The 17,065-nt window shown below is 73.0% G+C and carries 14 protein-coding genes; 10 read left to right on the forward strand and 4 right to left on the reverse strand.

Annotated elements, in window-relative coordinates; translation table 11 throughout:
• Window positions 1–2: 2 nt before the first annotated feature.
• Window positions 3–1,100 (reverse strand): FAD-dependent oxidoreductase, encoded by a 1,098-nt coding sequence (locus FK530_RS10020; RefSeq protein ID WP_146486867.1) that lies wholly within the window; start codon window positions 1,098–1,100, stop codon window positions 3–5.
• Between the two features lie 170 nt (window positions 1,101–1,270).
• Here FK530_RS10020 and FK530_RS10025 point away from each other — a divergent pair, with 170 nt between their 5' ends.
• Window positions 1,271–2,599 (forward strand): wax ester/triacylglycerol synthase domain-containing protein, encoded by a 1,329-nt coding sequence (locus FK530_RS10025; RefSeq protein WP_146486868.1) that lies wholly within the window; start codon window positions 1,271–1,273, stop codon window positions 2,597–2,599.
• Here FK530_RS10025 and FK530_RS10030 read toward each other — a convergent pair.
• A complete protein-coding gene (locus tag FK530_RS10030) occupies window positions 2,587–3,576 on the reverse strand; it encodes a LacI family DNA-binding transcriptional regulator (protein ID WP_146486869.1) in 990 nt (329 codons plus the stop codon). The two genes, FK530_RS10025 and FK530_RS10030, sit on opposite strands and share 13 nt — an antisense overlap.
• Window positions 3,577–3,626: 50 nt before the next feature.
• Between FK530_RS10030 and FK530_RS10035 the strand changes: the two genes are divergently transcribed.
• Both FK530_RS10035 and FK530_RS10040 read left to right on the forward strand, forming a co-directional pair.
• Window positions 3,627–4,856: an MFS transporter gene (locus tag FK530_RS10035; protein WP_146486870.1), complete on the forward strand. Its 1,230-nt coding sequence runs from the start codon at window positions 3,627–3,629 to the stop codon at window positions 4,854–4,856.
• A 364-nt stretch (window positions 4,857–5,220) separates the two neighbouring features.
• The gene (locus FK530_RS10040; RefSeq protein WP_146486871.1) at window positions 5,221–6,147 is read left to right on the forward strand and encodes a hypothetical protein; all 927 of its coding nucleotides are present in this window, start codon (window positions 5,221–5,223) and stop codon (window positions 6,145–6,147) included.
• A 137-nt stretch (window positions 6,148–6,284) separates the two neighbouring features.
• Here the strand turns inward: FK530_RS10040 and FK530_RS10045 are convergent, their stop codons facing one another.
• The gene (locus FK530_RS10045) at window positions 6,285–7,049 is read right to left on the reverse strand and encodes a CPBP family intramembrane glutamic endopeptidase (protein WP_146487005.1); all 765 of its coding nucleotides are present in this window, start codon (window positions 7,047–7,049) and stop codon (window positions 6,285–6,287) included.
• Between the two features lie 57 nt (window positions 7,050–7,106).
• Between FK530_RS10045 and FK530_RS10050 the strand changes: the two genes are divergently transcribed.
• The 5 genes from FK530_RS10050 to FK530_RS10070 are packed head-to-tail and all read left to right on the forward strand — an operon-like array spanning window position 7,107 to window position 14,134.
• Window positions 7,107–8,417, forward strand: coding sequence for a glycosyltransferase 87 family protein (locus tag FK530_RS10050; RefSeq protein ID WP_146486872.1), 1,311 nt, complete (start codon window positions 7,107–7,109; stop codon window positions 8,415–8,417).
• Window positions 8,418–8,421: 4 nt separating this feature from the next.
• Entirely contained in the window at window positions 8,422–9,486 is a 1,065-nt protein-coding gene (locus FK530_RS10055) for a thiamine ABC transporter substrate-binding protein (protein WP_146486873.1), read from the forward strand.
• The gene (locus tag FK530_RS10060; RefSeq protein WP_166443274.1) at window positions 9,483–11,120 is read left to right on the forward strand and encodes an ABC transporter permease; all 1,638 of its coding nucleotides are present in this window, start codon (window positions 9,483–9,485) and stop codon (window positions 11,118–11,120) included. Before FK530_RS10055 ends, FK530_RS10060 begins: the two co-directional genes overlap by 4 nt.
• A 34-nt stretch (window positions 11,121–11,154) precedes the next feature.
• A complete protein-coding gene (locus FK530_RS10065; RefSeq protein ID WP_146486874.1) occupies window positions 11,155–12,183 on the forward strand; it encodes an ABC transporter ATP-binding protein in 1,029 nt (342 codons plus the stop codon).
• A gap of 4 nt (window positions 12,184–12,187) precedes the next feature.
• Window positions 12,188–14,134 (forward strand): GMC family oxidoreductase, encoded by a 1,947-nt coding sequence (locus tag FK530_RS10070; RefSeq protein WP_146486875.1) that lies wholly within the window; start codon window positions 12,188–12,190, stop codon window positions 14,132–14,134.
• On the opposite strand, the gene FK530_RS10075 is transcribed toward FK530_RS10070, so the two are convergent.
• The gene (locus FK530_RS10075) at window positions 14,131–15,123 is read right to left on the reverse strand and encodes a cation diffusion facilitator family transporter (RefSeq protein ID WP_146486876.1); all 993 of its coding nucleotides are present in this window, start codon (window positions 15,121–15,123) and stop codon (window positions 14,131–14,133) included. The genes FK530_RS10070 and FK530_RS10075 overlap by 4 nt on opposite strands.
• A gap of 49 nt (window positions 15,124–15,172) precedes the next feature.
• Here FK530_RS10075 and mgrA point away from each other — a divergent pair, with 49 nt between their 5' ends.
• The gene (mgrA, locus tag FK530_RS10080; RefSeq protein ID WP_146486877.1) at window positions 15,173–16,231 is read left to right on the forward strand and encodes an L-glyceraldehyde 3-phosphate reductase; all 1,059 of its coding nucleotides are present in this window, start codon (window positions 15,173–15,175) and stop codon (window positions 16,229–16,231) included.
• Entirely contained in the window at window positions 16,228–16,965 is a 738-nt protein-coding gene (locus FK530_RS10085; RefSeq protein WP_146486878.1) for a TetR/AcrR family transcriptional regulator, read from the forward strand. The genes mgrA and FK530_RS10085 overlap by 4 nt, the downstream gene beginning before the upstream one ends.
• The last annotated feature ends 100 nt before the right edge of the window (window positions 16,966–17,065 follow it).

The following is a 17,065-nucleotide window of genomic DNA, read 5'->3' on the forward strand; positions in this document are numbered from 1 at the left end:
CGTCAGGCGAAGCGGAACGGCGACCGGGCACCCGGGGTGGTCGCGAGCCGCGCCACCAGCTCGCCCAGCGCGGGCAGGAATTTGAAGCCGTGCCCGGAGAACCCGGCCGCGACCGTGATCGGACCGACGGTGTCGATCGCGAAGTCCGTGGTCGGGGTCGAGGTGTACGTGCAGCTGATCTCCTCGAACCGGTCCGGATCAGCGCCGGGGATCCACTCCGCGACGTACCGCTGCAGGGCCCGCAGTTGGACCGGCTCCGACCGCAGACTGCGCGCATCGGGGTCCGTCACGGGACCCACGCCGTGCCACCCGGCCTTGATCCCGACGCCGGGCGTCCACCCGCCGTAGACGGCCGAGGGCCACCACGGGGAATCGGCTTCGGGGTGATGGTTGAACGCCGGCAGATCGGCCATCGGGGCGGCGAGCGCGAAGTGCGCGGGCTGCTCCTGGGTGACGGTGAGCGCGGGCAGTTCCACGACCCCCGTCAACAGGCGGCTCGACCAGGCTCCCGCGGCGACGACGGCGGTGCGCGCGGTGATCGGCCCGCTGTCGGTGTCGATGACCACTCCGTCGTCGTTCGCCTCGATGGAAGCGACCCGGGTGTTCTCGAGGATCCGCCCGCCGCGGGCCTGCGCGACGCGGTACAGCGCATCGACCGCGCGCTCGGCGTAGAGCCGCCCACCGTCGGGGAAGTGCACCGCGGGGCCGGCGAACCGCAACTGGGGCCACCGTCGAGAGGCTTCGCGCGCATCGAGGAGCTCCGCGCGCAGGCCGATCGTGGGGACCGCCTCCAGCAGCTCCGCGACGTCCGGGCGCGGCCCGTGACTGACGACGCCCACCTGATCGAGGAGGTGTGCGCCGGACTCGGTCTCGATCTCCCGCCACAGGGGCAGCGCCGCGCGCAGCAGCGCGAGGTACTCCGGGCGCGTGTAGCCCGGGTTGAAATTGCGGGTGGCGCCGTGGGAGGCGCCCAGCGGGTGGGCGCGCCGGTACCGCTCGATCAGCACCACGTCGACCCCGGCGCGGGCGAGCGCCCACGCCGCGGCCGCCCCGACGCCGCCGCCCCCGACGACCGCGACCCGATGGTCGGTCCGTTCCATCTGCGCCTTCCTCCCCACGGGCCGCGGATGCAGCGGTGACCGCGAATCATCGTCGAACCTACGGGAGACTGTAAGCGAGAAGGGCTTTCCCCACGGCGATCCGATCATCGTGAGGGCATCGCGTGCGCGATCGCGGAGGGACGGGGTTCCGAGTGCGTTAGCGTGGTGTGGTGACCGGTGGGCTCCTCTCCCCGCGCGATGCCCGTACCCATTGGGCATCGGCGGTGATACCGAGCGATCAGTTCATGCTCTACTGTTTCGACCACGGCGACGGCCCGGCCCCGTCGGCCGCGGAGGTGGCGGACGTCGTCCTGGCGCGCGCACCGTCGATCCCGGACCTGCGGCTGCGGATAGCCCCGGCGCCCGGCGATCTCGAGCATCCCGCGTGGGCGCCGTGCGATGTCATCGATGTCCGCGAAGGTATCGCGCGCACGTGGGACGCGGTGCCGGCCGCGGTGGCGCGCCTGTTCTCCCGGCAGGTGGACGCGACCGTCGCGCCCTGGCGAGTGCACGTCTTCCCACGCGTGGCGGGCGCGCCCCGGTGCGCCGGTCTCGCGACGGTGCTGGTGCTGCAGGTGGCCCACGCCCTCGCGGACGGCCGTCGGTCCGCCGAGATCGCCCGCGCACTCCTCGGTTCGGGCGGGGCCCGTGAGGTGCCCGCCGCGCGTCCGTTGCCCGGCCCGCTCCGCGCGGTCCGCGGGCTGCTCGGCCTGCCCGTCGCGCTGGCGCGCACCGTCGTTCTCGGTGTCCGCGCCCCGCGGGCTCGCGAGGAGATCGACCGGCGCACCCGCGACGGTGCCCTGCCGCCGGCCGCCCCCGGCTGTCCGCGCACCCTGCTCAACGCCGCCCCCGATGCCACCCGCGACGTGCGGATGCTGGTGCGCGACAGCGACTCGCTGCGCGGGGGATCGACCGTCACGGTGACCGCGCTCGCCGCCGTCTCGCTCGCCGTGGAGCGCTATCTGGGCTCGCGTGGCGGTGCGGTGCCCGCGGAGCTGTCGGCGGAGGTGATGGTGGCGCGTGAGCGGCGGCACGGCGAGCGCAACGCCTTCGGCAACGTCTCGGTACCGCTGTACCCCGGCGCGCCCGCCGCGGAGCGGCCCGGTCTCATCGCGGCTGCCCTGGCCGCCGCCCGCGAGCGCGCCATGAGTCCGTTGTGGCGCACCGTCGGAGCGGCGGAGGATGCGGCACCGTCGTCCCTGGCAGTGCTCGGGGTGCGCGCCTTCGACCCCACTCTGATCCCCGCGACCATGGCCGGTGCGACCGTGCTCTCGAGCGTGTACCGCGGCCCGGCGGACCTGGCGTTGCTCGGCGGGAGGTCGGCGTTCACCGCGGGCTTCCCGGCGCTCTCACCCGCCATGGGCCTCACCCACGGCGTGCACGGCCTCGGCGAGTCGGTGACGGTCTCCGTCACCAGCAGCCGGACCGCCGTGCCCGATCCGGATGCGTACGCCGCCCTGCTGGCGGACGCGCTCGATGAGGTGGCTCAGGCCCGCTGAGTGGCGGGACCGGTGGTGTCGCCGACGACGAGGTCGACGTCGAGCGCGAGGGTCGGCAGGGCCGCGCCCTCCTGCGCGGCGAGCACGGCCTGCGCCGCGCGGCGGCCCATCTCGACGATCGGCTGGCGGATCGTGGTGAGGACCCGGTCGAAGCCGTCGACGCGGACACCGTCGAAGCCCACGACGGAGAGGTCGTCGGGAATGCGCAGGCCCCGGGACTCCGCCGCGCGGATCACCCCGGCCGCCAGCAGGTCCGACTGGGCGATCACGGCGGTCGGCGCGTGCGCGTCGAGCAGCTCGCCGCCCGCGCGGAAGCCCTCGTCGATCGTGCTGTCGGCGGAGACGACGACGGCTGCGTCCGGGAAGGCGGCCAGAGCGGCCGCCGTGCGCGCCTTCTCGACGTCGCCGTGCCGGAGTCGCACGACACCGACCGAGCGGTGTCCGAGCGCGCGTAGATGACCCGTGAGCAGGGCGGTGGCGGAGCGGTTCTCGACGCCCACACTGCCGATGTCGTCGACCTGGTTGCCGGCAGTGACCACGGGGATCGAGCGCTTCGCCATCGCGGCGCGCAGCGAGTCGAGGGCGGGGGAGCAGCCGGCGGCGACGACTCCGTCGACCGGGAGTGTGCGCAGGCGCTCCTCCGGGAGGGAGTCCGGGAGGAGCAGGACGGAGGTGGGGCTCGCGGCGAGGGCGGCCGACACCCCGTCGAGGATGCCGATGATCACGGGGTCGCGGAAGGCGCGGCCGGCCTCGTCGTCCACCTGGACGCCGATGATGTCGGTGCGGCCGCTGCGCAGGGAGCGGGCCCGCGGGTCCGGTCCCTCGTAGCCGAGGTCGGCGGCGGCGGCGAGGACGCGGGCCCGGGTGGCATCGCTGATGGGCTTGTCGACGCCGAAGGCGTGCGAGGCCGTCGACAGCGAGACGCCCGCCGCCTCGGCGACGTGCACCAGCGTTATCCGGTTTGACCCGCGTGTCATGGGGACCTAGCCTAACAACAGTAGATCGAAACGTTTCGAAGGGTTGATCGGTGAGCGTGGGATTCCAGGAGCAGAAGGCGGAGGCGGTCGGGGGCTCGGTGCTCGCCTGGCGCAATGCCGTCGCGGTGATCTTCGCGCTCAGCGGCCTCACCTTCGCGAGCTACCTGGGCCGCCTGCCGCAAGTGCGCGACGACCTCGGCGCGAGCACGCTGCAGGTCAGCCTGCTCACCTTCGGGCTCGCCGTCGGCTCCGTCGTGGGTCTGGTCGGCTCAGGGGCACTGGCCGCGCGGTACGGCGCGCGCCGCGTCATCGCCGTGACCCTGCCCGCGCTCGGCGTCACGATGATCGCCGCGGCCGCCGGTGCGCAGGCGGGGAACTACGTACTCACGCTCCTACCGTTGGTGTTGGTCGGCCTCTCGCACGGCATCACCGACGTCTGTATGAACCTCTCCGGCGCCGAGAACGAGCGTGCTCTGGGGCGCACCGTGATGCCGGCCTTCCATGCGGCCTTCTCGCTGGGCACCGTCGCGGGCGCGCTCACGGCCGCCGCCGCGCAGGCGGCGCACGTGCCCCTGCTGCCGCACCTGCTCGTGGTGAACGGCGTCCTGCTGGTCGTGGGCTGGTTCGCGCTGCGGCACGTGCCCTTCCGGGCGCACGACGCCGACGACCATGCTCCGGTCTCCCGCCGGGAGCGACTGGCGGTGTGGCGCGAGCCCCGCACGCTGCTCATCGGGTTGATGGTGCTCGGCATGGCGCTCACCGAGGGCAGCGCGAACGACTGGCTGGCGCTGGCCATGGTCGACGACCACGGCACGTCGAAGACTGTCGGGACCCTGACCTTCGCGGTCTTCGTGACCTTCATGACGATCGGCCGGCTCGCCGGTACTCGGGTGCTCGATAGCTTCGGGCGCGTGCGCACGCTCCGCGCCTGCGGAGCGCTCGCGTTCGTGGGCCTGACGATGGTGATCTTCGGCCCGACCTGGCTCGCCTACGCGGGCGTCGCGCTCTGGGGTCTCGGCGCCTCCCTCGGCTTCCCGGTCGGGATGTCCGCGGCCGCCGACCAGCCGCGCATGGCGGCGGCGCGCGTCTCCGTCGTCTCGACGATCGGCTACCTCTCGTTCCTCGCCGGTCCGCCGATCATCGGCGCGCTGGGCCAGTACGTGACACTGCTGTACGCGCTGGTCCTGGTGCTCGTCGCCTTCGCCGTCACCGTGGTCGTCGCCCCCGCGGCGCGGGAGCCGGAGCCCGCAGCTTCCGGCGGACCGTCGAACTGGGTGTAGCGCGAGCGGCCTGCTCGTTCGTGCCGGCAGGCCGAGGCGGCGTTCCCTAGCGGGATGGCACGGCCGGAGTCGGTGCTCCCTAGCGGGATGGCACGGCCGGAGTCGGTGCTCCCTAGCGGGATGGCACCACCGGAGTCGGTGCTCCCTAGCGGGGGATACTCCACCTCGGCGTGTCGTGCACTCCCTATGTCCATGGACATGGGGAGGTGGCCGCCCCGCTAGGGAGAACGCGCCGAGCGAAGCGAGGGAGCGCGGCTGCCAGGTCGATGCGGTGCCTGTGGATAACCCGGTTCCTGTGGAGGAAGTGCCGTTCTGCTGGCTTCGTGAGCGATGTGCGGCGGGGCGGAACGGCACGATCGGCGTCATGGGGGAGCTGATGACCCGCGAGTTGTTGCTCGCGCAGGGGTGGACGCGCAACGGGATCCGGCAGGCCATCCGGGGCAAGACGCTGCGAATGCTGTGGCCGACGGTCTATACGGACGAGTCGGTCGGGGAGGACTGGGTCGAATACGAACGGATGGTGCGGGCGGCGGGCACCGTCGGCGGGTGGGGAGTCATCAGTCATCAGAGTGCGGCGGTGCTGTGGGGACTGCCCGTACTACGGCCCGACTACTCGCGGGTGCACACCACGATCGACGATCGACACAAGGGGGGCCTGGTCAGCGGGAAGAGGCACGTTCACCCGCGGCCGCTACCGTCGAGCGACGTCGTTCTTCTCGACGGGATCCGAGTCACGTCGCTCCCGCGGACCGCCGTCGACACTGCTATGGCGGGCGACTACGAGCAGGCGCTCGCCCTCATCGACGCCGCTCGCCTGATTCCGCGGGTCTCGCGACCCGCGACCCGGCCGCCGGTGCCGCTGGCGGAACTGCACCGGGTCGTCACCGACTTGGGCAGGCGTACCGGGAGCGAGACGGTGCTGCAAGCGCTCACGGACTCCGTCGAATGCAGCGAGTCGGTGGGTGAGTCGTGGTCGCGGGCGCGGATGATCCAGTGGAAGCTACCCACCCCGCAGCTGCAGCGGACGTTCCAGATCCGAGGCCGGACCTACTACGTCGACTTTTGCTGGGGACGGCTCGTCGGCGAGTTCGACGGTGAGGGCAAGTACCGGTCCGACGCGGACCGTCGGAGCTACGAGCAGCGACGGGATGCGGACTTCGCGACCATTGGCATCACCGTCTGTCACTGGAAGTGGGAGGACCTGATCGACCGGCGGCGGTTCTATTCCATCCTCACCACCCAGATGTTCAATACCGGCGTGATCGCGTCGATCCCGCGGTTCCCGGGCTGATATCCGGCGGTGATCGGGCGCTGGCACCGTCGGGCTCCCTAGCGGGGTGTGCTCGGCCATGGCGCGTCGTGCATTCCCCATGTCCATGGACGTAGGGAGGTGGCCGCCCCGCTAGGGAGCGCAGCGAGCGGCGCGGGTCAGCGCAGGAGCTGCCAGGCGAAGGCGGCTGCCAGCGCGCCCGCGCCGTTGAGGCACCAGTGCAGCGCGATGGGGGCGATGAGGGAGCCGCTGCGGGAACGGAGCCAGGTGAACACCCAGCCGGCGAAGGCGGTGGCGATGACCGCGCCCGCGATGCCGAGGACCTGGGCCAGCGGTCCCGCGCCGAGGATCTTGGTCAGGCCCGCGTTGCCGCTGGTCAACCCCAGCGACGAGGCGATGTGCCAGAAGCCGAAGAGGAGGGAGCCCGTGACCACGACCCAGCGGAAGCGCATCGCCCGCGACAGCGTGCCGTGCAGCGCGCCGCGGAAGGCCAGTTCCTCGGGGATCACCGTCTGCAGCGGGATGATCACCATCGACGCGATGATCGCGGTCGAGAAGGTCGCGTAGCGGTCGTTGAGGAACAGGCCGCGGGTGACCGGCAGCAGCGCGCCGACCACGATCACCGTCGCCACCACGAAGACGGCCGCGGCGGCGTACTTCGCTCCGGAACGCCAGTGCTCGCGCCCCAGCCCCAGCTCGTGCCAATCCAGGCCGCGGTGCCGGGCGATGCCGATCAACAGGACGGCGGACACCGGAACGGCCAGCAGGGCGGCCCAGCTGCCGGTGAAATGGGCGACGAGATTGGTCGCGACGAGCACGGCGATGACGACGCCCACATCGACGATCGCGCGTGCCCCGGACACCGCCGAGCGCAGGGCGGAGTGGTCGGGGGCGGTCGTCTGTGCTGCAGTCACCCGCTCCATGGTCCAGATGCGCGGCGGTTCGCGCAACGGGTGTGAGCATGGCTAAGGTGTCCACCCGTGACCAAGGACCGCAGCACGTCGGCCGACGGCGGTCCCGCGAGCGGCCTCCGGCGCGTCGCGCTTCCCCTCTTCCTCGTGGCCCTCGGTGCCCGGATCATCTGGATCCTCGCCGGGCAGCACAACTTCAACTTCGTCGATCTGCGGGTGTACTACGAGGCGGCGCAGCGGGTGACCGCGGACGGCGGGCTCTACGACTTCGCCCTCCGCGACTACACGCCCCAGCAGCCGCTGCCCTTCACGTACCCGCCCTTCGCGGCACTGTTCTTCTACCCGCTGAAGTTCCTGCCCTTCCCGGTGGTGGCGGTGGGCTGGGTGGCGCTCACCGCGGGCCTGTTGTTCCTGGTCATCCGCATGTGCCTGGCGATCCTGGCGGCGGGGCGCGGCGCACCGTCGCGCCTGGGCGACGTGCCGCGGGAGCTGCCCCTGATCTGGACGGCCGCCGCGCTGTGGATCGACCCCGTGCGCACCAACCTCGACTACGGGCAGATCAATGTGGTCCTCATGACCTTCGGCGTCTGGGCGGCGTATCTCGTCGCCCGCGCCGCCCCGTCGCCGGCTCTCGCGCCGAAGCCGGAGAAGGTCGACGGTGCCTCCGGGTTCCTCATCGGCCTCGCCGCCGGGATCAAGCTCACGCCCGCGGTCGGCGGGCTGTTCCTGCTCGCCCGCGGCCGGGTCTGGGCCGCCGTCTTCTCCGGTGTGACGTTCGCCGCCACCGTCGGGGTCAGTTATCTGATCCTGCCCTCGGAGACGCGCCGGTACTTCACCATCCTGCTCGGCGACACCGGCCCCATCGGCGACCCCGCCAAGCCCGACAACCAGGCGCTGCGCGGCGCGGTCTCCCGGTTCGCCGGGCATGACGTGGGGACCGGGCCGGCGTGGATCATCGCGGTCGCGGTCGCCGCGGTCCTGCTGTTCGCCGCGTGGTGGGTCGTCCGCCGCGGGGACGCCCTCATCGCGCTGGTGCTGGTGCAGTTCCTCGGCCTGCTCGCCTCGCCGATCTCGTGGATCCACCACTTCGTGTGGATCGTCCCGCTGCTGATCTGGGTGGTGCACGGCCCGCTCGGTCCCGGCGGCGGCGCGGACCTGCGCGGCCCGGGTGCCGCGTTCACACCGTGGGCGACGACGGCAGCGGCGGTCATCGCCGTGTTCGGCTACATCGGCGTGCACTTCCTGCGCAAGGGACTCGCCGTGATCGGGATCGACGACGGCCCCGTCTGGGCCCTGTTCATGGCGCCCGGCGTGCTGGCGCCGTTGGTCCTCGTCGCCCTGATCCTCGCGCAGCGCCGACGGCTGGACGCACTAGTCTGAGCGGATGACCAACCTCGGCCGGTTCGGCCTTGCGCTCATCACCGCGGCGGCCCTGGCGACCAGCGCCTGCGCGACCAGCACGGCACCGTCGACGGAGAGCGACGCCCCGTCGGCCACCGGCACCGTCACCCTCGTGACGCACTCCAGCTTCCACCTTCCCTCGGGCGTCCTCGACGACTTCACCAAGCAGACCGGCCTCGCGATCAAGACCGTCGAACTCGGCGACGGCGGCGAGCTCGCGACCAAGCTGTCGCTGACTCCGGGCAACCCGCCCGGCGACGTCGCCTTCGGCGTGGACAACACCTACGCGGCGCGGCCGGTCCGCGCCGGCGTCTTCGACGAGTACGTCTCGCCCGCCGCCGCGAACGGTGCACAGGACTACGCGCTCGCCGGCATGAAGCAGCTCACCGCGATCGACTTCGGCGACGTCTGCGTGAACATCGACACCCGCTACTTCCGCGACAAGAACCTGCCCGAGCCCGTCACCTACCAGGACCTCGCCAAGCCCGAGTACCGCGGGCTCACCGTCGTGGAGAACCCCGAGACCGCCTCGCCCGGCACGGCCTTCCTCGCCGGCACCGTCGCGACCCTCGGCGAGGGCTGGCAGGACTACTGGCGCGCGCTGCGCGCCAACGACGTCGCCGTGGCCCCGAACTGGTCGACCGCGTACTCCACCGACTTCTCCGGCTCGTCGGGCAAGGGGCCCAAGCCCATCGTCGTCTCGTACGCCAGCTCGCCCGCCGCCGAGGTCGGTAAGGACGGCTCCGCCCCGCCCACCCGGGCTCTGCTCGACACGTGCTTCCGACAGGTCGAGTACGCGGGCGTACTGCGCGGCACCACGAACCCCGACGGCGCCCGCAAGCTCATCGACTTCCTGCTCTCGCCCGCGGCGCAGGCCACGATCCCCGATGAGATGTACGTCTATCCGGTCACCCGCGGCGTCGCGCTTCCCGAGGCCTGGGCGAAGTACGCGCCGGTCCCGCCGAAGGCCGCGACCCTGCCCGCCGACCGCCTCGCCGACGAGCGCGACGGCTGGGTGCGGCAGTGGCGCCAGCTGATGGGGCGGTGACCCCTCTGTCGTTGCGGGGCGCCGTGACGTCGGCATCGCGCGGACGGCTCCTGCTGCTCGCCGCCCCGTTGCTGTTCGTCGCGGTCTTCTTCCTGTGGCCGGTCGCCGCGATCGTCGCGCGGGGACTCGCGTCGGAGGGTGTCGGCTTCCGGGAGGGTTTCACCGGCGCCGGCGGCCTGGGGCTGGTCTGGTTCACGGTCTGGCAGGCGGCGGCGTCGACGCTGCTCACCGTCATCCTCGGGTTACCGCTCGCCTGGCTCACCGCGCGGGTACGGTTCCGCGGCCAGTGGCTCGTCCGGGTGGTGGCGACGGTGCCCTTCGTGCTGCCGACCGTCGTGGTGGGCGTTGCCTTCCGCACCCTGTTCGCGCCCGGCGGCGGCCTCGGCTTCCTCGGCCTCTCCGAGACCGTGTGGGCGGTGCTGCTGGCGCACGCCTACTTCAACGTCTCGGTGGTGGCGCGGATCGTCGGCGGAGTGTGGTCGGCCGTCGACCCGCGCGCCGAGCAGGCCGCGCGCACGTTGGGCGCCGGGCCCGTCCGCGCCTTCCTCACTGCCACCGCGCCGGCGCTGCTGCCCGCCGTCGCCTCCGCTGCGTCGGTCGTGTTCCTCTTCTGCGCGACGAGCTTCGGCATCGTCCTCGTCGTCGGCGGCAGCCGGCTGCGCACCTTGGAGACGGCGGTCTACCAGGAGGTGGTCGGCGCCTTCGACCTGCGCACCGCCGCCCTGCTGGCGCTGGTCCAGATCGTGATCGTCGTGCTGGCCGTGGCCCTGAGCGGGGCACTGCGCGTGCGGGTCTCGCGTCCCTCGGCGGCTGCGCGGATCGAACCGCGGCGCCCCGGGGGCCGCACCCGGACGGCCGTGGCCGTCGGCGTGCCCGTCAGCGTCGTCCTGCTGCTCTTCCCGCTCGGCGCGCTCCTGGTGCGCTCGCTGCGACCTGACCCCTCGGGCGCGCTGAGCCTCGACGCCTATCGCCGGCTCACCGCCGACTTCGGTGGCGTCGTGCCGGTCAAGGCACTCGTGATGTCGCTGGTCACGGCCGCGCAGGCCGGTGCGATCGCTCTGCTCGTCGGCGGCCTCGCCGCGGTGGCGATCGCCCGGTCCCGGGGGGTGCTGAGCCGGTTCGCCGACGCCGTGGTGATGCTGCCGCTCGGCGTGAGCGCGGTGACGCTCGGCTTCGGCTACCTCCTGGCACTGCAGTCGCTGCCCGGGATCCGCGAATCGCCCGCTGTGCTGCCCTTCGTGCAGGCCCTGGTCGCGCTGCCGCTCGTCGTGCGGGTGCTGGTGCCCGCCCTCGGGGCCGTCGACCCACGGCAGCGACAGGCCGCCGCCGTGCTGGGCGCCTCGCCGCTGCGCGTCTTCGTCTCCGTCGATCTGCCCGTGATCGGCCGGTCGGTGGCCGTCGCCGCGGGCTTCGCGTACGTCGTTACGCTGGGGGAGTTCGGGGCGGCGAGCTTCCTGGTGCGGCCCGAGCAGATGACGCTGCCCGTGCTGATCGGCCGGATCTCCGGCCGGCCGGGCTGGGCCGATGCGGCGCTCGCCGCGTCGTGCTCGGTGCTGCTCATCGTCGCGACGGTGCTGGTGATCGGCGCCGTCGAGGCGCTGCGCCGCGACGATGTGGGGCGGGCGGAGTTCTGATGCGGGGACGTCACGATAGGGGAGAGGAGCCGCGGTGCTGACCATCGACCGGGTCTCGGTGCGCTACGGCGACCGGACCGCCGTGCGGGAGGTCTCGCTCACCGTCGGGGAGACGGCCGGGGTCGAACGCGCCGACGCGGTGACGGCGCTGCTGGGTCCGTCGGGCTGCGGCAAGTCGACCCTCCTGCGCGCGGTGGCGGGCCTCGAGCCGCTCGCCGGCGGCCGGATCCTGTGGGACGGCGAGGACCTCGCGCACGTCCCCACGCACCGCCGCGGCTTCGGCATGGTCTTCCAGGACGGGCAGCTCTTCGGGCACCGCGACGTCGCGGGGAACATCCGGTACGGCCTGCAGCGCCACCGCTGGCCGCGGACCGAGGCGAACGCCCGCGTCGAGGAGCTGCTCGAGCTGGTGGGCCTGCCCGGGATGGGCGCGCGGCCCGTCGGCGAGCTCTCCGGTGGGCAGCAGCAACGCGTCGCGCTCGCCCGCGCGCTCGCGCCGGAACCCCGGCTGCTCCTCCTCGACGAGCCGCTGTCGGCGCTGGACCGGCAGCTGCGGGACCGCCTCGTGGGCGACCTGCGCCGTATCCTCCGCGAGACCGGGACGCCCGCGCTCATCGTGACCCACGACCACGACGAGGCCGTCGAACTGGCTGATACCGTCGCCGTGCTGGACGCCGGCGAACTCGCCCAGGTCGACCGGCCCGCGCGCCTGTGGCGTCGCCCTCGCACGCCCGACGTCGCGCGCTTCCTCGGCTACTCCGTGCTGCTGGACGCGCAGGTCAAGGACCTGCAGGCCACGTCCGTCCTGGGACAGGTGCTCGTCGACTGCCCGGACGGCCGGTTCCGGCTGGGCCTGCGCCCCGGATCCGTCGTGATCCAGGCGCGCGGGGTGCCCGCCCGGGTGTCGGGTTCCGTCCCGACGGCCGACGGGGTGCGGATCACCGCCGCGGTCGACACCGAGGACGGCGAACTACTCGTCGACGCGCTCGGCGACACCGCGCCCGCGGACGGTGAGATCGTGCGCGTCGCGCTCAACCCGCGCCGGATCGCCGTGATCGGATAGGCCGGTGACCGACGTCTTCACCCCGCGCCAAGCCCGCGCGCTGCTCTCGATCGCCGACACCCTGATCCCCGGCCGGCCGGGGATCCCGGGCGCCCGCGACATCGACTTCCTCGCCTCCGTCTCGCGGACGGCGCAGCACAAGATGCTGCCGCGCGAACTGCGCGAACTGCAGATCTTCCTCGACCTCTGGGACACCCGCGGCTTCGGCGTGGTGAACCGGATCGGGCCCCGGCGGTTCTCCGCACTGCCGCGGGAACGCCGCGAGGAGACGCTGCTCCGCTGGGGTGCGCACCCGCTCGCGCCGGTGCGGGCCGTCTTCCAAGGACTGCGCTCCCTGCTCATCGGCGCCTACTACATCGCGCCCGACGCCACGGCGGCGAGGACCGCGATCGGCTATCCGGAGGCACCCGGGCCGCTGCCCGACGCGCCTGAGCGACCGCTGCGGCCGATGCCGATCCCCGCCGGCGGCGCGCGCCTGACGGCCGACGTCGTGATCGTCGGCTCCGGGGCGGGCGGCGGCACCGCGGCGGCCGTGCTCGCCGCCGCGGGCCTCGACGTGCTCGTCCTCGAGCGCGGCGGCTACCACGACGATCGCGACTTCGGCGCGGGCGAGCTGGAGTCGCTCACGACCCTCTACGCCGGCGCGCCCGCGATCTCCGCCGAGGGCCAGTTCTCGTCGTTCATGGCCGGCGGCACGCTGGGCGGCGGCACCGTCGTGAACTGGTCCACCTCCTTCGCGACGCCCGACCACGTCCGTGCCGAGTGGGCCGCCCACGGCGCCCGGCAGTTCGCGGGCGAGGAGTTCACGCGCTCGCTCGACGCCGTGCAGCGCCGGCTCGGCGTGAACACCGACCACGGAGCCGCATCGTCGCGCGACGCGATCCTCGAGCGCGGACTCACCGCCCTCGGCTGGCACTGCGCGGCGATGCCGCGCAACGTGCTCGGCTGCGATCAGGGAGTCGAGTGCGGGCGCTGCGGATACGGCTGCCGGATCGGCGCGAAGCAGTCGACCGCCAAGACCTGGCTGCAGGACGCCGCCGACGACGGTGCGCGGATCGCCGTCGGCGTCGAGGTGCGGCGCGTCGTCGTGGAGCGGGGCCGCGCGACCGGCGTCGAGGCGATCGGGCCCGACGGTGCCCCCGTCACCGTCGCCGCGAAGGCCGTCGTGGTCGCCGCCGGCTCGCTGCAGACCCCGCCGCTGCTGCGGCGCTCGGGCCTGCGCAACAAACGGATCGGCGAGAACCTGCGGCTGCATCCGGTGACCGCTGTCGCCGGCGTCTTCGACGAGGACGTCCGGCCCTGGGAGGGCGGCCTGCAGACCCGCTACTCCACCGAGCACGCCGATCTGGACGGCGACGGCTACGGCGTCATCTACGAGACGGGGCCCGCCAGCCCCGGCGCGATCACCCTGTTCCAGCCGTGGCACTCGGCGGACCGGCACGCCGACGACATGCTGGCGCTGCGCCGCACCGTGCAGGTGGGCGTCATCGTGCGCGACACCGGCAGTGGCCGGGTCACCGTCGGGCGCGACGGCGAGCCGGTCGTGCGCTATCGCCTGAGTGATCGCGACGCGGCGCACATGCAGCGCGGAGTGGTCGGCGCGGCCGAGATCCTCTCCGCGGCCGGGGCCCGCTCGGTGCGCAGCTCGCACCAGAACCGGGTCGCCGCGGACCTGCCCGGATCGCTCGACGCATTCGCCGCCGCCGCGCAGCGAGAGGGCTACGCGCCCGCGCGGTGCATGATGATCGCCCTGCACATCATGGGCTCCGCCGCGATGGGCGGCAGCCGCGAGACCTCGGCGACCGATCCGGACGGCGCGACCTGGGAGGTCCCGAACCTCGTGGTGGCCGACGCCTCCTGCTTCCCCACGCCCAGTGGCGTGAACCCGATGATCTCCATCGAGGCGATCGCCCACATGAACGCCTCGCGGCTGGCGGCGCGACTGACCTAGGGACGGTCGCCGTCGAGGTACCAGTCGGGCAGCGGCTCGGTGGTGAGCCGCGTGGTGTCGCCCGGCCGGGTGAGCGTGAAGACCGCCCGCTGGATCCGCGGGATCCGGTCCATGTCGTCCGCGATCGCCGCGAGCCGCGCCGCGACCTGCGACTCCGGCAGGTCGCCCTCGAGATCGACCGCGGCCACGAGGAAGAGCCGATCGGCCCCGACCCACTCCATGTGCAGGAAGCTCACCTGCCGGATGTCCGGATGCGCGAGCAGCGCCTCGAGCATCCGGTTGCGGGCGAGCGGCGTCGCCTCCTCGCCGGTGAGGAAGTCCATGTTCCGGCTGATCAGGAAGACCGCCACGAAGCCGAGCAGGATCCCCACCGCGATCGACCCGATCGCGTCCCAGACCGGGTTCCCGGTGATCTGGTGCAGCGCCATCGCGGTCGCCGCGATGACGATGCCGATGAGGGCGCTGAGATCCTCGGCGAAGACCGAGCGCAGCACCGGGTTCGACGTGATCCGCACGTAGCGCAGCGGGTGCAGCATGCGCTCCTGGGCGCCCGCCTTGGTCTGGCGCAGCGCCTGCAGGAAGGAGATGCCCTCCAGCACGAAGGAGATGGCCAGCACCGCGTAACCCCACCCGTAGTCCGCGGCCTCCTCGGGCGCCCCGAGCGCCGTGATCCCGTGCCACACCGAGACCGCCGCGCCGACGCTGAACAGCCCGAACGCCGCGAACATCGACCACACGTAGCCCGACCGGCCGTAGCCGAAGGGATGGCCGGCGTCGGCGGGCTTGCCCGCCCGCTTGGCTCCGATGAGGAGGAAGACCTCGTTGCCGGTGTCGGCCCACGAGTGCGCGGCCTCCGCCACCATCGCCGCCGACCCGGTGACCGCGGCGGCCACCGACTTCGCCACCGCGATCAGCACGTTCGCGCCGAAGGCGATGAGCACCGTCAACAGGCTCTCGTCCTGGGAACCGTCCGCCGCCTCGTCACTCATGCTGCCGATCGTAGGCCCGGCGGCGGCGCGCGCCGGGCATGATGGGGGCATGGGTGCATTCGATCCGTACATCGCGAGCGACCGGCGGTACGACGGGGTTCCGTACCGCCGGGTGGGGGAGTCCGGCCTCAGACTCCCCGCCGTTTCGCTCGGCCTGTGGCACAACTTCGGCGACGACAAGCCGCTGCAGACCCAGCGCGACATCCTGCGTCGCGCCTTCGACCTGGGCGTGACCCACTTCGACCTCGCCAACAACTACGGCCCGCCGCCCGGCAGTGCCGAGCGGAACTTCGGCACGCTGCTCGCGGAGGACTTCCGCCCGTACCGCGACGAGCTGATCATCTCGTCCAAGGCGGGCTGGGACATGTGGCCGGGGCCCTACGGATTCGGCGGCTCCCGCAAGTACCTGCTGTCCTCCCTCGAGCAGTCGCTGCGGCGGATGGGGCTCGACCACGTGGACATCTTCTACAGTCACCGGCCCGACCCCGAGACGCCGCTCGAGGAGACCATGGGCGCCCTTCATAGCGCCGTGACCTCGGGGAAGGCGCTGCACGTGGGAATCTCCTCGTACAGCGCCGAGCTCACCGCCCGGGCCCAGGAGATCATGCGCGGGCTGGGCACGCCGCTGCTCATCCACCAGCCCTCCTACTCGATGCTCAACCGCTGGGTCGAGAGCGACGAGGACGGGGCCTCCCTGCTGGAGACGGCCGCCGCCGAGGGGATGGGCGTCATCGCCTTCTCGCCGCTGGCGCAGGGGCTCCTCACCGACCGCTACCTCGCCGGCGTACCGGAGGACTCGCGCGCCGCCGCTGGCAAGAGCCTGTCCGGCGGCATGCTGTCCGACGACAACCTGGCCCGCGTCCGGGGGCTGGCGGGCATCGCCGCCGCCCGCGGGCAGACGCTCGCGCAGATGGCGATCGCCTGGGTACTGCGCGACCCGGCGGTGACCTCCGCGCTCATCGGGGCGTCCAGCGTCGCGCAGCTCGAGGACAGCGTCGGCGCCGTCGCGAACCTCGCCTTCACCTCCGAGGAACTGGCCGCGATCGACGAGTTCGCCGTCGACGGCGACGTGAACATCTGGTGGGGCGCCACCGCTTCGACGTCATGACCACCGCGCGGACCGGCACGTCCGGCGGCCCACAGGGTGCTGCGGGCCGACCTCGCGCCACGGGCGGAAGGGGCGGCACGAGCGGCGCCGCGGGACGGGTCTACGCGGGCGCCGACGCACGGACCCGGCACGCCGAACGCCTGGCCCGGCTCGAGGAGGCCGGGCTGGACCTGTTCGCCACCGTCGGTTACCAGCAGACGACCGTCGCGGACGTCTGCGAGCGGGCGAAGGTCTCGCGGCGCCACTTCTACGAGCAGTTCGCCGACCGCGAGGCGCTCCTGCGGCATCTGCACACCGGGCTCCAGCAGCGTGGCCGCGTCGCGGTCGAGACGGCGCTCGCCCGGGGCATGTCCCGGGTGGACGGCCTGTCGACGGCGGAGGCCCGTCGCGCGCTGGTCCTGGCCGGCGTGAGCGCCTACATCGACGCGGTACTCACCGACCCGCGCGGGCTGCGCGTGGCCTTCGTCGAGGTGGTGGGTGTGAGCCCCGAGATGGAGCGCTACCGGCTGGACAACCGCGCCGCGTGGGCGGCGCTGGTGCGCTCCGCCGTCGAGGCCGTCGGGTCGCGGGCCGTGGCCCCCTGGGTGTACGCGGCGTTCATCCCGTCCGTCAACGAGTTCCTCGTCGCCTGGTGGCAGCGCGCGGACGCGGGCGCGGACCCCACGGAACTCGTCGAGGTGCTCTCGTCGGTGCTGACGAACCTGCTGGAGACGGCGTCGGCGGACGGGAACTGACCGCTTTCCGCTCTAGCCCGGCGTCGTGCCCACCACCGCCGGGCGAGCTGCGGTCGCTACAGGTACCGGCGGAGGTGCTCGATCGGGCGATCGCGAGCGC

Origin of the sequence: Tsukamurella conjunctivitidis, from assembly GCF_007858475.1 — a bacterium.
GTDB classification, from domain to species: Bacteria; Actinomycetota; Actinomycetes; order Mycobacteriales; family Mycobacteriaceae; genus Tsukamurella; species Tsukamurella conjunctivitidis.

What these genes read in the sequence shown, in the direction of transcription:
- FK530_RS10020 (WP_146486867.1), bottom strand. Translation starts at nt 1,100, where the DNA reads ATGGAACGGACCGACCATCGGGTCGCGGTCGTCGGGGGCGGCGGCGTC.
- FK530_RS10030 (WP_146486869.1), bottom strand. Translation starts at nt 3,576, where the DNA reads ATGACACGCGGGTCAAACCGGATAACGCTGGTGCACGTCGCCGAGGCG.
- FK530_RS10040 (WP_146486871.1), top strand. Translation starts at nt 5,221, where the DNA reads ATGGGGGAGCTGATGACCCGCGAGTTGTTGCTCGCGCAGGGGTGGACG.
- FK530_RS10045 (WP_146487005.1), bottom strand. Translation starts at nt 7,049, where the DNA reads ATGGAGCGGGTGACTGCAGCACAGACGACCGCCCCCGACCACTCCGCC.
- FK530_RS10055 (WP_146486873.1), top strand. Translation starts at nt 8,422, where the DNA reads ATGACCAACCTCGGCCGGTTCGGCCTTGCGCTCATCACCGCGGCGGCC.
- FK530_RS10075 (WP_146486876.1), bottom strand. Translation starts at nt 15,123, where the DNA reads ATGAGTGACGAGGCGGCGGACGGTTCCCAGGACGAGAGCCTGTTGACG.
- mgrA (WP_146486877.1), top strand. Translation starts at nt 15,173, where the DNA reads ATGGGTGCATTCGATCCGTACATCGCGAGCGACCGGCGGTACGACGGG.
- FK530_RS10085 (WP_146486878.1), top strand. Translation starts at nt 16,228, where the DNA reads ATGACCACCGCGCGGACCGGCACGTCCGGCGGCCCACAGGGTGCTGCG.